Origin of the sequence: Listeria monocytogenes (genome assembly GCF_041765605.1) — a bacterium.
In the GTDB taxonomy this organism is placed as follows: domain Bacteria; phylum Bacillota; class Bacilli; order Lactobacillales; family Listeriaceae; genus Listeria; species Listeria monocytogenes_D.
This window is the reverse complement of sequence record NZ_CP168900.1, coordinates 2,893,260-2,907,464: the sequence shown is the minus strand read 5'-3', so window position 1 is coordinate 2,907,464 and position 14,205 is coordinate 2,893,260. Positions and strand designations below refer to the sequence as shown.

The 14,205-nt window shown below is 37.2% G+C and carries 14 protein-coding genes; 13 read left to right on the top strand and 1 reads right to left on the bottom strand.

Annotation, left to right across the window (positions count from 1 at the left end; translation table 11 throughout):
* The first annotated feature begins 141 nt into the window (after window positions 1–141).
* From AB2Q86_RS14850 to AB2Q86_RS14790, 13 genes are all read left to right on the top strand, one after another.
* Window positions 142–1,608: a catalase gene (locus AB2Q86_RS14850; RefSeq protein ID WP_012582281.1), complete on the top strand. Its 1,467-nt coding sequence runs from the start codon at window positions 142–144 to the stop codon at window positions 1,606–1,608.
* A gap of 214 nt (window positions 1,609–1,822) precedes the next feature.
* Window positions 1,823–3,739 carry a BglG family transcription antiterminator gene (locus tag AB2Q86_RS14845; protein ID WP_012582282.1) on the top strand — a complete coding sequence of 639 codons (1,917 nt, stop codon included), beginning with the start codon at window positions 1,823–1,825 and terminating at the stop codon, window positions 3,737–3,739.
* Between the two features lie 150 nt (window positions 3,740–3,889).
* On the top strand, window positions 3,890–5,185 hold the full coding sequence (locus AB2Q86_RS14840) for a PTS sugar transporter subunit IIC (RefSeq protein ID WP_003722142.1): 1,296 nt from the start codon (window positions 3,890–3,892) through the stop codon (window positions 5,183–5,185).
* Between the two features lie 15 nt (window positions 5,186–5,200).
* Window positions 5,201–5,500, top strand: a complete 300-nt coding sequence (locus AB2Q86_RS14835) for a PTS sugar transporter subunit IIB (RefSeq protein ID WP_003722141.1) — start codon at window positions 5,201–5,203, stop codon at window positions 5,498–5,500.
* 34 nt (window positions 5,501–5,534) lie between these two features.
* The gene (locus tag AB2Q86_RS14830) at window positions 5,535–7,805 is read left to right on the top strand and encodes a glycoside hydrolase family 3 N-terminal domain-containing protein (protein ID WP_012582283.1); all 2,271 of its coding nucleotides are present in this window, start codon (window positions 5,535–5,537) and stop codon (window positions 7,803–7,805) included.
* Window positions 7,806–7,811: 6 nt separating this feature from the next.
* On the top strand, window positions 7,812–8,120 hold the full coding sequence (locus AB2Q86_RS14825) for a PTS lactose/cellobiose transporter subunit IIA (RefSeq protein WP_003725330.1): 309 nt from the start codon (window positions 7,812–7,814) through the stop codon (window positions 8,118–8,120).
* Window positions 8,121–8,271: 151 nt separating this feature from the next.
* Window positions 8,272–9,372: a redox-regulated ATPase YchF gene (gene ychF, locus AB2Q86_RS14820; protein WP_003722138.1), complete on the top strand. Its 1,101-nt coding sequence runs from the start codon at window positions 8,272–8,274 to the stop codon at window positions 9,370–9,372.
* Window positions 9,373–9,519: 147 nt separating this feature from the next.
* A complete protein-coding gene (locus tag AB2Q86_RS14815) occupies window positions 9,520–9,993 on the top strand; it encodes an SMI1/KNR4 family protein (protein WP_012582284.1) in 474 nt (157 codons plus the stop codon).
* 148 nt (window positions 9,994–10,141) lie between these two features.
* The gene (locus AB2Q86_RS14810; protein WP_012582285.1) at window positions 10,142–10,651 is read left to right on the top strand and encodes a hypothetical protein; all 510 of its coding nucleotides are present in this window, start codon (window positions 10,142–10,144) and stop codon (window positions 10,649–10,651) included.
* A 102-nt stretch (window positions 10,652–10,753) separates the two neighbouring features.
* On the top strand, window positions 10,754–11,221 hold the full coding sequence (locus AB2Q86_RS14805; RefSeq protein WP_012582286.1) for a hypothetical protein: 468 nt from the start codon (window positions 10,754–10,756) through the stop codon (window positions 11,219–11,221).
* Between the two features lie 29 nt (window positions 11,222–11,250).
* Window positions 11,251–11,604, top strand: a complete 354-nt coding sequence (locus tag AB2Q86_RS14800) for a hypothetical protein (protein WP_225365255.1) — start codon at window positions 11,251–11,253, stop codon at window positions 11,602–11,604.
* 2 nt (window positions 11,605–11,606) lie between these two features.
* Window positions 11,607–12,038, top strand: a complete 432-nt coding sequence (locus tag AB2Q86_RS14795) for an SMI1/KNR4 family protein (protein ID WP_012582288.1) — start codon at window positions 11,607–11,609, stop codon at window positions 12,036–12,038.
* 36 nt (window positions 12,039–12,074) lie between these two features.
* Window positions 12,075–12,506 (top strand): hypothetical protein, encoded by a 432-nt coding sequence (locus AB2Q86_RS14790; RefSeq protein ID WP_012582289.1) that lies wholly within the window; start codon window positions 12,075–12,077, stop codon window positions 12,504–12,506.
* Window positions 12,507–12,570: 64 nt separating this feature from the next.
* On the opposite strand, the gene AB2Q86_RS14785 is transcribed toward AB2Q86_RS14790, so the two are convergent.
* Window positions 12,571–13,761, bottom strand: a complete 1,191-nt coding sequence (locus tag AB2Q86_RS14785; protein WP_012582290.1) for a multidrug effflux MFS transporter — start codon at window positions 13,759–13,761, stop codon at window positions 12,571–12,573.
* Window positions 13,762–14,205 lie beyond the last annotated feature (444 nt).

Below are 14,205 nucleotides of genomic sequence, written 5' to 3'. Positions count from 1 at the left end.
TATGATATGAAAAACATCTTACGGATAATATATAAGCCTTTTAGTTGAAGTTTGTCTATTCCTTCTTTAAAATATAAATAGTATCATTTAATAATTATTATAAATAAAAATGATATAAAATGGTTATGGAGGTATATACATATGACAGATAGAAAAAATTTAACGACGAATCAAGGTGTACCAGTTGGTGACAACCAAAATTCGATGACAGCGGGACGTAAAGGACCAACTTTGATAGAAGATTATGTGCTTATTGAAAAATTGGCGCATTTTGATAGAGAGCGAGTACCAGAACGGGTTGTGCATGCTCGTGGTGCTGGTGCGCACGGGAAATTTGTCACTAAAAAAAGCATGAAAAAATATACAATGGCTAAATTTTTGCAAGAAGAAGGAACGGAAACAGAGGTTTTTGCTCGTTTTTCAACAGTAATTCATGGGCAACATTCTCCAGAAACATTACGTGATCCACGCGGTTTCTCCGTTAAGTTTTATACAGAAGAAGGGAATTATGACTTTGTCGGAAATAATTTGCCTGTATTCTTCATTCGTGATGCGATTAAGTTTCCGGATGTTATTCATTCTTTGAAGCCTGATCCACGCACAAATATTCAAGATGGCAACCGTTACTGGGATTTCTTTAGCCTTACGCCGGAAGCTACGACGATGATCACATACTTATTCAGTGATGAAGGAACGCCGGCTTCTTACCGCGAAATACGTGGCTCGAGTGTTCATGCGTTCAAATGGATTAACGAAGAAGGCAAAACAGTCTATGTAAAACTGCGCTGGGTTCCAAAAGCGGGAATCGTGAACCTTTCGACGGAGCAAGCTTCTCAAATTCAAGCAAAAGAATTTAACCATGCAAGCCGTGATTTGTATGAAGCAATCGAAAATGGAGACTATCCAGAGTGGGATTTATACGTGCAAGTGTTGGATCCGAAAGACTTGGATAACTTTGATTTTAATCCATTAGATGCAACAAAAGATTGGTTTGAAGATGTATTTCCTTATGAACACGTAGGAACAATGACGCTAGACCGCAACCCAGATAATATTTTTGCGGAGACAGAATCAGTTGGGTTTAACCCTGGTGTACTTGTACGCGGAATGCTACCTTCGGAGGATCGCTTGTTGCAAGGTCGTTTATTCTCGTATTCAGATACGCAAAGACATCGCGTAGGTCCTAACTACTTGCAACTGCCAATTAACAGCCCGAAAGCGCCTGTCGCTAACAACCAACGTGACGGTCATATGCCATTTAAACAACAAACGAGCTCGATTAATTATGAGCCAAATAGCTATGATACAGAACCAAAAGAAAATCCAGCATTTATCGAACCGGAGCAGGAAATTCGTGGTGATGTGGCTGGTCGTCTGATTGCTGAAAAACCAAATAACTTTGGTCATGCAAAGGAAGTATGGGATCGCTATTCAGATGCTGAACGTGCGGCGCTTGTGAAAAACATTGTTGACGATTGGTCTGCAGTGCGTGAGGATATTAAAATCCGCAACTTACGTAATTTCTATCAAGTAGATCCGGAATTCGCTAGTCGAGTTGCTGCGGGAACTGGTGTTAACCTTGAAGAGCATGTGGCTGATTTAAAATAAGTGAAATGAAAACGGAAATCCTCTTTAGGGTTTTCGTTTTTTTATGTTTCACGTGAAACTTTTTTAGCTTGAAGGTTGTTGCAAAGGCGTTTTAGCGATGTTGATTTTTATTAGAATACTTGATACTATTTCTGGAAGACTTGTCGTTATCAGGTGATAGGCTTATAATCAGAATGAAATAGCTTAAATTAATTGTCGTGAGGAGTGGAGCTACGTGAGTGCTTCAAAATTATCATTACCAAGATGGAAACAAATAGTTCATATGCTTTATTTGAAGATGGAGTTTATTAGTGGTAGAGAATTAGGGGAAGCATTGGCTGTTAACCCTCGGACAATTAGAAATGACATTAAAGGAATTAATCAAATATTGACTATAGGTGGAAACGAAATTGAATCACTGTCTGGTGTAGGGTATCGGCTAGTTATTGGTGATGAAAAAGCGCTTCGCGAAGCTCTTTTGGATGATTCGGTGGGAAGAGCTAATATGAATATTGTACCGATGTTTGCAGAGGACAGAGCAGATTATATTATTCGATATTTATTACTTAAAAATGACTATGTAAAGCTTGAAACGTTAGCAGAAGAACTTTTTGTTAGTAAGTCTACGATAAATTTGGATATTTTAGAAGTTAAACGAAAACTCAAAGAAAATGATCTGAAAGTGGAAAAACGAGCTGGCTACGGAATTAGAATTACTGGCGCAGAACTCGCTATCCGATTTTGTTTTTCAAGGTATTTGTTAGTGGAGTCCACTAGTCCGCTTATTACAGAAGCGGAAAGAAATTTTTTTGGAGAAGTTAATTTGGAAATGATGGAGCAGATTATTGTTTCTCATGTAGCTAAATATAATATTCATATGACGGATATCTCGGTTAAAAATTTAATCATTCATATCGCAATAGCTGTATGTCGTGTAAAAGATAACTGTTATGTGCCAGCAACAGATTTGGAAGATATTGAATTTAGTATGCCTGAATTACGGGCGGCTCAAGGTATTATAAAAGAAATAAATCTTTTAGAAGGAATTCATTTCCCAGAAAGTGAGACTGCTTATCTGTTGCTACATCTTAGTTCGAAAAACAGAAAGAGCGATTTTAATAATTACCGAGAATATATCATCGTTGATAAGATGTTAGCGAAGATTAAAGAGCTGTACGGTTACGACTTTAAACGAGATCAAAAAATGATTTCAAATATTGCGCTACATTTAAAGCCAGCAATTAACAGGATTAAATTCAATATGAATATTCAAAATCCCTATTTGAAAAATCTAAAGGCTAATTATCCGCTAGCTTTTGAATTAGGATTGGTTGCTAAAGAGGTGCTTGAGCAGGAGTTAAAAACAAATGTAGACGAAGCCGAGGTAGGCTATTTGGCTATTCACTTTTTATATGGTCTAGATAAAGAAATAGTATCTGAAAAGCAAAAAGTGTTGATTGTCTGTGCTTCGGGTTTAGGCACATCCCAACTTTTGGAATCTAAAGTACGAAAAGAGTTTGAGAATACACTTGAAATAGTTGGTGTGTACTCATTTAAAGAATATGAACAGAGTGGAACGACGTGTGATTTTGTTATTTCTACTGTGCCACTACGAATGAAGTTGCATCCATTTATTCAAGTGTCGCCATTTTTGACAAAGGCGGATATTCGTAATATTACTGCGTTAATGAATCAAGATGAGGCGAAGAACCAATTTGAAGTGGGCAAGGTTTTTAAGGAATCACTGTTTTTAATTACTGATAAAAAGGATAAAGAGCAGGTGCTGATAGATTTAGCGAATCTTTTGTTGGAAAGCAATATTGTTGGCGAGGACTATTTGCCATCACTTTTTGAGCGGGAAGAAATTGTGCCGACTTATTTAGGTAATGGGCTTGCGGCACCGCACCCAATTGAGGCAAATGTTCAAGAAACAGCTATCGGAGTATGTATTGCTAGTGGCGGAGGTGTGAATTGGAACGAGGAAGACCAGGCACATGTTATTTTTATGTTAGCAGTGAAAAATAAGCAGCAAAAGCAGCTTGCGACTGTGTATGAATTAATTAGTAATTTAGTAGAAAGTCCGAAAGCAATGGGAGAGCTAAAACGGGTGACGAGTTTTGAAGAATTTATGCGTGTGTTACAAACATTATAACTAGAAGGCTCGTTAGACTTTTTTAAAAGGAAAAAGTTAACGGGTCTTTTTTTAATTTCCGCATGTAAAATGCAGATGCGGAAAAAGACTAGATTTATTTAACAAAAAGAAAGCGCTACACTTATTGTAATATCAAAGGAGGTATGAAAATTGAAAAAGTTCATCGAGAAATTAAGTTGGTTATCGCAGAAGCTTGGAAATCAAATTCATTTAAAGTCTATGCGTGATGCATTTGCTACTATTTTACCTTTTATTATGTTAGCAGGATTCATGGTTTTAATTAATAACGTCATTATTAAGCCGGATGGTTTTATGTCGGCGATTATCAGTTCCGAAACACTTACGACTTGGCAAGGGCTAGGTAACAGTATTGTAAACGGGACTTTAGGGATTATTACTATTTTAATTGGGGCATCGGTTGCTTACTTTTTAGCGCAAAATCGGAAGTTTGAAAATCCGTTTGCACCAGCGTTAATGACCATTGCACTTATTGTTATTTTTATCCCAGCTGTAACAGAAATTGTGCCGATTGGTGCAGAGAAATCTGTGGAAGTTGCTGGAGTATTACCAATAGCCTTGATGGGTTCGGCGGGCATGTTCGTTGGGATTGTAACGGCGCTTCTTGCAACAGAAGTATTCATTCGCCTTTCTAAGAGTGAGAAAATGAAGATCCATATTTCTGGGGATAGCGTACCTCCAGCAGTAATTAAATCATTCAATGTGCTTATTCCGACAATGTTAACAATACTTATTTTTGCGTTTATTTCATTCTTAGTAGTGACATTATTCAGCTTGAATTTGTATTCTTTAATTAGCGCAATTATTCAGGAGCCATTAACATTCCTAGTTACAAGCGTTCCAGGGTTCCTAACGTTAATGACAATTTCGCAAATGCTTTATTCTATCGGTATTGCTGGTAGTGGGATTTTAGGCCCGATTATGGACCCAGTTCTTTTGGCAAATATGCAAGAAAATATGACAGCATTTGCGAATCACACAGAGATTCCTCATATTATTAATACTACTTTCCGTGATGTTTTTGGCGTTATGGGCGGCGGCGGAAATACTATTGCGCTGTTAATAGCAATTTTTATTTGGTCAAAACGAAAAGATTATCGCGAAATAGCTACTTTATCGGCAGCTCCTGGTCTATTTAACATTAATGAACCAGTAGTATTTGGACTTCCGATTGTTTATAACTTGAGTTTAATGATTCCGTTCATTATTTCAACTCCGCTTTGTTTATGTTTAGCATACTTTGCGACGAAACTGCATATGATTTCAGAGGTAGTCGTAATGGTTCCGTGGACGACACCAGTTGTTGCTTCCGGCTTCCTTGCAACAGGTGGGGACTGGCGCGCTGCAGTATTCCAAATTTTCTTGATTGGCGTCTGCGTACTTCTTTACCTACCATTCTTAAAAGCCAATGACCGAATTAAAGCCTAATTGGAGGAATTTTTTATGAAAAATATTATGTTGATGTGTAATGCGGGAATGTCTACAAGTGTTTTAGTGAGGAAAATGGAACGCGTTGTAGAAGAACGTAATCTAGAATTAACTATCTGGGCTATTTCAGAGACGGATTTCGAAAAAAATTGGCGTAAAGCAGATGCGATTTTACTTGGACCGCAAGTGAATTATATGAAAGATAAGGTTATAGACACAGTTGGGGATAATGTCTCGGTGGCAGTTATTGATATCGTTGATTATGGCCGAATGAATGGTGAAAAAGTATTAGATTTAGCAATTAGTTTATTGTGAAATTCCTAGTTTTTTAGCAAGGAGGAGAAAGAATATGGCTGTTTATTTGGATAAGGAGAAACCAGTTTCAGAACGTGTAGAAGACTTACTTTCCAAGATGACCTTAGCTGAAAAATGTGGTCAACTAAACCAAAGAATGTATGGCTGGGAAGCTTTTTCAAGAGATGGCGAAACGTTTCAAATCACAGAAAAATTTAAAGAGGAAGTAACTAGATTTGAAGGTATAGGCGCTTTATACGGTCTGTTCCGCGCTGATCCATGGTCCAAAATGAATAAGGTCACGGGTGTAAGTCGGAAAAATGCTGGCAAAGTAGCTAATAAAATTCAACGCTATGTGATAGAAAATACGCGCCTAGGGATTCCTGTACTATTAGCAGAGGAAGTTCCGCACGGTCACCAAGCGTTAGATAGCGAATCTTATCCTGTAAATTTAGCTCGTGCTGCTTCTTTTAATCCAGAGTTGCAAAAACAGGTCGCAAGTGCGATTACAGAAGAAATTTCCGAAAAGGGAGTTCATCTAGCACTTGCTTCAGCATTAGATATACTTCGAGACCCGAGATGGGGGCGCGCTGAAGAGTGTTACGGTGAAGATCCATATCTTGCAGCGGAATTAACAGCGGCGATTACGGAAGGTTTTCAAGCGAGCGGGAAAATTGCTGTTATTTTAAAACATTTTGCTGCACAAGGCGAGCCGATTGGTGGACATAATTCTGGGCCAGTTTCTATTGGTGTAAGGGAACTTAGAGAGATTTTCTTGGATCCAATGCGTGCTGGAATTAGAAGTGGTGCTCTTGGCGTTATGGCGGCTTACAATGAGATTGACGGGGTTCCATGTCACGCGAATAAAGAGCTTTTGACAACCATTTTACGAGAAGAAATGGGATTCTCCGGGATTGTCATGGCAGATGGGTGCGCTCTTGATAGATTATTAAAACTAAATCCTGATCCAAAAAAAGCCGCAAAAATGGCTCTTGAAGCCGGTGTGGATTTGAGTTTGTGGGATGAAGTGTTTCCGTTTCTTGAAGAAAGCGTGGAAAAAGGCATTCTTGATGAAAAGGTCGTTGATGATGCTGTGAGGCGAGTGCTTCAAGTGAAATTCCAATTAGGGCTATTTGAACAACCGTTTGTAGAAGAAGAAATTCAAGCACCGAAGTCTGATTGGAAACAACTAAATTTACAAGCCGCTAGAGAGGGTATTTGTCTTTTGAAAAACGACTTCGAAACATTACCTCTAGCGGGCGAACGGAAAAAAATAGCTGTTGTTGGTCCTAGCATAGATGCGCTTTATAATCAGCTGGGAGACTATACAGCTCCGCAAAATGAATCAGAATGTGTCACTGTTTTAGAAGGAATAAAAAATCAGCTTCCTGAAAATTGGGAAGTCCTTTCTGAAAAAGGGGCTGAAATTCGTGAAGAGCTTCCGGATGGCATTCAAAGAGCAGAAGTGGTTGCTAAAGAGGCAGATGCTATTGTTATGGTGCTCGGTGGTTCAAGCGCACGGAATTTTGACATGAAATTTTTAAATAATGGCGCGGTAAGCTCTAAAGGCCCGAACATGGATGCAGGTGAAAATGTGGATGTTGCTGATATCACGCTTCCACAACCGCAATTAGATTTGTTTTACGCAATGAAGCGTACTGGAAAGCCTGTAATTGTCGTAATGATTCAAGGAAGACCAATCGCTATCCCAGAAATTAGTTCGACAGCAGATGCGATTCTCACAGCTTGGTATCCAGGAAGTGTTGGTGGAACGGCGATTGCTGAGGTTCTTTTCGGTCATTACAATCCTTCAGGTAAATTACCAGTCAGCATACCAAGATCCTCCGGGCAGATTCCTATTTACTATAATCAAAAGGCAGTGGAGTATAAAGAAGACTACTTTGATTTAACTGGTAAGCCGCTTTATCCATTTGGCTATGGTTTAAGTTATAGCGCTTTTGAATATCAAGATTTACAGATAAAACAAGAATCTATAAAAATAGCAGAACTTCTTGGCGGGCAATCTGTAGAGGTAACAGTAAACGTGAAAAACATCTCTGATTTAGCTGGTGAAGAAGTTGTGCAACTTTATATTCATGATATGGAAGCAAGTATTACTAGAAGAAAAAAAGAATTAAAAGCATTTAAAAAGGTTCGTATTGCAGCGAAACAAACAGCTACAGTGACATTTAAGCTAGATAAATCAAGTTTTAAAATATGGTCAATTAACAATAAATATGAGGTGGAGCCCGGTGGTATAGAAATTTTCGTTGGTGGAAGTTCTGATACTAAATTAACAGGGCGAGTTTCAATCATAGGAGGCTAGCAAAAAATGGAAGGAATGGAACTCGCATCATTTCAAATAATTAGTTCTGTTGGCGCCGCAAGAAGTTGCATTATTGAGGCGATGAAATTCGGAAGACAAAGAAAATTCACAGAAGCATATAAAAAAATTGACGAGGCTAATGAATTTCTTAGCGAAGGTCATAAAAATCATGTGCAACTAATTCAAAAAGAGGCAGATGGCGGAGACGTACAAATTTCTATCCTCTTCATGCACGCGGAAGATCAATTTATGACAACTTACACATTACGCGATGTAGCTTATGAGATGATTGCTATTTGGAAAGAGATGAAATAATTAAAAACGGAAATCCTTTACTGATTAAAGGGTTTTCGTTTTTTGGTGGGTGGCTTTTTGTTTGAAAAACCTTTATAATATACGTTAGTGAAAAAATGTCTATTTGACAGGCATTTTCAAAATGAAGTTAATGAAAAGGAGTTTATATATAATGGCACTTACAGCTGGTATTGTCGGGCTTCCTAATGTTGGGAAATCGACACTTTTTAATGCAATCACAAAAGCAGGAGCAGAGGCTGCGAATTATCCGTTTGCGACGATTGACCCGAACGTAGGAATTGTTGAAGTTCCTGACCACAGATTAAACAAACTAACGGAACTTGTAAAACCGAAAAAGACCGTTCCAACAACTTTTGAATTTACAGATATCGCCGGAATTGTAAAAGGTGCTAGTAAAGGGGAAGGGCTTGGAAACAAATTCTTATCCCATATTCGCCAAGTGGATGCAATTTGTCATGTAACTCGTTGCTTTGACGATGAAAACATTACTCATGTAGAAGGCCGAGTAGACCCGCTAGACGATATTTCTACAATCAACTTAGAACTTATCTTAGCGGACTTAGAAACAGTAGAGAAGCGTATTGGACGCGTTGAGAAGCTGTCTAAACAAAAAGATAAAGATGCTGTGGCTGAATATAACGTTTTAGTTAAACTACGTGAAGCATTCGAAAATGACAAACCAGCTCGTGCGATTGAATTTAACGAAGAAGAAGAGAAAATCGTTCGCAACCTTTTCTTACTTACAAGAAAACCAGTTTTATATGTAGCAAATGTAAGTGAAGAAGATGTTTCTAGTCCGGACGATAACAAATATGTACAACAAGTACGCGAATTCGCTGCGAGTGAGAACTCTGAAGTTATTGTAGTATGTGCTCGCGCTGAGGAAGAAATTGCTGAACTTGAAGACGAAGATAAGCTAGAGTTTTTAGAAGCGCTAGGAATTGAAGAATCTGGTTTAGACCAATTGATTCGTTCTGCGTATACATTGCTTGGCTTAGCGACTTACTTCACAGCAGGCGTTCAAGAAGTTCGCGCTTGGACATTCATCAAAGGCATGAAAGCTCCACAATGTGCGGGAATTATCCACACGGACTTCGAACGCGGATTCATTCGTGCCGAAGTTGTCGCATATGACGCTTTACTTGAATACGGCTCAGAGCAAGCGGCCAAAGAAGCGGGTAAAGTACGCTTGGAAGGTAAAGAATACGAAATGAAAGATGGAGATGTTGTTCATTTCCGCTTTAACGTTTAATATGTTTCACGTGAAACAATCTTTTGACAAGTAAATGTGTCGAAAGATTGTTTTTTTGTGGGATTTGGTCACAAAATCTACAAAGTCTATAAATACAATGGTGCTATAATAAAGGTGTGTTAAATAAATGAACTTTTAGGAGTGTAAATGATGACTAATAGTTTCCTTGATGAAGTAGATAAACTGATGATGCAAAGCAAAACACCCTTTCATTCTAGTGGAACTGCAACAGCTGAAGTAATTACAATTTATCAAAACGTTTTAGAAAATGTTTTTCCAGATTCGTACAAACTTTTTTTAGAAAAATATGGAACGCTAACTTTTAAGGGTGAATCTTTTTATGGCGTATCCCACAATGGGTTAAGTGCAACTTCTATCCCAGATGTCAGGTATGCAACGGAACAGGCACGCGTTCTTGGAGATATAAATGAAGAATTAATTATAGTAAAAAATTCCGGATATGGCTCGATTTTTTCTATTGACACTTCGATGATTGGGAGTGCGGGTGAAGCTGTGATCGTGGAAACACCATTATCATTCGAAAACAATACTGAAAAGAAAATTGTTGCTGATAATTTTGGGGAATTTTTATGGACGGAAATGGTTCAATCTTTAGTATAACCAAATAATTTTTATTTAAAGTGAATTGTCAAGTAAGATTCTACTGAATTCAAACTTTTCTGCGCTGATTAGTTCACAAAATATACAATTTGCAATAACATTAATAATGCTATAATTAGTTGAAAATCTTAATATAGGAGTGTTTTGTTTGGCACAGTTAGTTTTTATAGCACTATTTGTTGTTCTTATTATATTAATGCCTAAAAACAACAAAGAAGAAAGAAAAGCAGCACATTTATTAATTGATAAATACGGTATTCAAGTGGAAAAGAAAAAGAATCCAATTCGCCAAATGGCTTTGTTAGAAAAAGAGTTGGGTATTTCTACTTATGGTGGTACTCGTAAGAAAATCTTGATATTCGTTGGCGCTTTCTTTGCGACAGCAGTCATTTTAGGTTATTTAATTTACTTTTTCGCAGTAAGAGGGAACATGACAGTTACGATCATATTAGGTATTATTATGACGCTGTATTTAATCGCTGGTACAGTAATAATGTTTATTATGAGTATTCGTCAAGCATCTTCATTACGTACGGATGCATGGGCTAAAATCCTGCATACAATTGACCCTCAGTTCCCAATTGAATTCTTAAACGAGAAAAAATGGCAAAAAGCCTTCCTTGCCCAAATGGAAAGCATGAGCGAACAATTAGCATAAAACAATAAGCATTAGGCTCCCAGGAGTTTGATGCTTTTTTGTTATGATAGGTATATGGGGGAGTTTTTATTCCCCGGGAAATATTAGATATGGGGTGAACAGATGTTAAACGAATTACAAAGAAGATGGCTACAAAACCAACTAATAGGTATAGATGTTATCGTTAAAGACTCTGGACAGGTGAAACTAATTGATATTACATATACGCACAATGAAAAGTTAATAGATACTTTTAAAAAAGAGTATGCTATTTCATACGGTGCAGATACTACATTGCCTAAACTATTGCAAGATTATAAGGATCCATGGGCAAATTACCAAATAAATGATCGTATTTCGGTTGATGATCAATTTGTTTTCTGTGGTGAGGGAGAGATGGGTAATGAAGGATTTATAGTCAAAACAGATGCAGATAGTCAGATTAATTGGATGCTTTTTTCTACGACATCAAACCCTTTTATCGAACTAACAACCAATAATAATATTGTATATATAAAGTCTACAGCAGGATTCTTTATTACTTTAAATGTGAAAACCAATGAAATTTCTATTTTGAATAATTTAAAATAAAAGAGTTACTGGAAACGGAAAGGAGATTTATGATAAAAACCTACTATTTAGAATATGGCAGTAATTATTCAAAAGAGGAAATACGTAGTTTTCTTGATACGAGATGGGATATAGTCTGCACAGAAAATGATAGTTCGTACTTCGGTGTTTATTTTCGATATAGGGGAATGCATGCGGATGAATTAAAGATAACGGATAATTATTTACACTCAAATGAATGGTTGAATGAAGAACATAAGCAGTATGAAACAATTATTAATATGGCGTTTATTGAGGGAAGAAATGCGGATAAATTAAGTAGATATAAATTCATGAAAAACGTGATGAATCAGCTTAATGTGGCGGAAATAATTCATGACGAGCAGATTGAGCGGGAGGGATAGTATTGGATGTTTTTGAGAAACTAGAAGAATTTTATAAGCAGCATAGTGGTTTGAAGGGGCAACCAGCGACTGAAGAGCAAATACATGAAGCGGAGAAAATACTAGATGCGCAGTTTAATAAGCAATATATTCATTTTATAAAGCAGTTTGGTGGTGCTTTTGGCGGAATAAGTATTCATGCATTTAACAATGGTTCGTTAATTGGAAAAGCGACAGTAATAGATTTAACCCTTAAGTTTAGAAAAATTTATGGAGAAACTATCTCGAAAGAATTAAGCGAGAGTTATGTTGTTTCAGATGATGGATCAGGAAATCCAATTTTGATGGATACTGCTGGAAAAATAACTATCTATTATCATGACTCTGGAGAAAGTGAATTGTTATATGATTCGCTACAAGAATTGTTGACTTTAACAATGCAGAAAATCATATGAATGTGTGAAAAATAGATTGAGAGGTAGAAGAAATACATGATACGAATAAATGATTTATGGAATAGAGAAGAATTGCTGATTAAAAATGGCATTCATTTTTCAGATGGTTCGGGGGTGGAGGTGGAAATCAGCTACTATCCCATTCCGGATATCAAAAAGGGTCATTACTTTTCATTTTTGGATGTTTATAAAGAGGATCAAGAAAACATGACAAAAATCGATGTTTTTAAGGAAATCAAGTTATCCAATGGTTTCTACTGTTGTGTTGGTGAGGGGAGTTATGGTTCGGAAGGGTTTGTTGCTTATCTTGATGAGCGTAAAAATTTACTTTGGGTTTTATACTCGGAAACTTCCAATCCATTTGTAAATATTATGGAAGAGTGCGAAGGTATCGTAGTTGCGGAATCAAGCGCTAATTTTAAAATAAGGTTGGATGTAAACAAGCCAACTAGCTTAAGTTTGAAATAAAACAGGAAACTTCTTTAAGCCACCGTTTGTGCAAAATGGCTTTCAAAAGTTTCCTGTTTTTTAGTTAGCTATTTTTTCTAGTTACTGCTTTTATACAAGTAAGTGCAATTAAAAGAAGCACTGTGCAAAACGCTGGAAATACAAGCAGTGATCCTGAGTGTAGGATGCCAATTAAAAACGTACAAATACTGACAATGACATAGTACCCTAAGCTTAAAAAGGCACCAGCCGTACCTGCAACTTCTTGAAATTTCACTAGCGCTAAGCTCAAACAGTTTGGTAATGCCATGCCGATTCCTACCAAGATAATAGAAACGAAAAGAATATACGCTATCACTTGGATTATTAAGGGGAATGCAGAAACTATGCTAAGAGATAGAGTTCCGCCAAGGGCTAACAAAATTCCTTCTGTAATTATCTTTTGAGGCGAGTGCTGTTTTAGACGCCGGTTGGAAAGCCACGCACCTAATATAGTTGCCGCCGCGACAGCACATCCCATAAAGCCATACTGACTCTGGCTAAAATGGAACTTTTCGATAAATATAGTTGGGGCTTCGGAATAGTAACTAAACAAAATGCCGTTAAAAATACCAATCAACACACCAAAAGCAACAGTATAGCGGTCGCACACCATTTTTTTACCAATTCCTACCATTTTCTGCGCACTGAAAGAATGAGATGTAACAATAATGGTTTCGGGTAGTCGTTTCAAACTCCAGAATAGCAGCCCCATCCCCATAATTACTAGAAATAGAAATACTACACGAAAGCCGTAATACTGTCCGATAAACCCACCAACTAATGGACCTATTGCTGGCGAAAAGGCTAAGGCAGCTGATATTTTTGCAAATAAATGATGGCGATCCGTACCGTGATAGTTGTCGCGTAAAATGGTTTGCGTAGTAACCGAGCCCGTGCTAGCCCCAAATGCTTGGATAAACCGCCCGATAAAAAGGACAGTAATACTACTAGACATAAGGCAAACCAAACAACCTATAATGTAAATAAATATCCCAAAGTTCATTGCTTTTCGTCGACCTAAAAAATCGGAACTAACGCCCCAAAAGAAGACACCAACTGCAAAAGCAAGAAAGTAGATGCTTAAAGTCATTTGAGCCAAATTTAATGAGACACCGTAGCTCGTAGCAATCTCCGTTAAAGAAGGCGTATAAATAGTTTCGCTAATTTGTGGAAACCCCACAAGGCAAACAAGTAATGCTAAATTGATTTTCTTTGTTTCGATGTTTTTTTCCATAAAATTCTCTCCTGAATAAGTTATTTATCTGGGAAAAAAACATCCTTCACAGGGAAATGGTGGGACCATGATTTTAATACGCTCGTAAAAAAGCATGCAGTCACCCCTTTCTATTTTAAACGGAGATGGTTCCGTTTTTTCGTTAAAGTTTATTGTAGTACATATGGGCGGAAAGATAAAGGGGCGGTGGATGATTGAATAAATATACACTGATATTTACATGAATTCAGCATTTAAGTGAACAAGTTCAAATATATGTGGTTAAGTTAAGCTAGTATATGAAACTTTTGTGACTATCAAGCTTGAGGCTGAATAGAAACATGTATAATGAGCTGTCTAGTGCTTTTTTTATTCTGAAAATGAAGTTTTTGTAACACGATATGTGTAGAAAATGCACTAAGACACTATAACTTTAGCCGTTTAGGATAAGAATTGAGTCGTTCA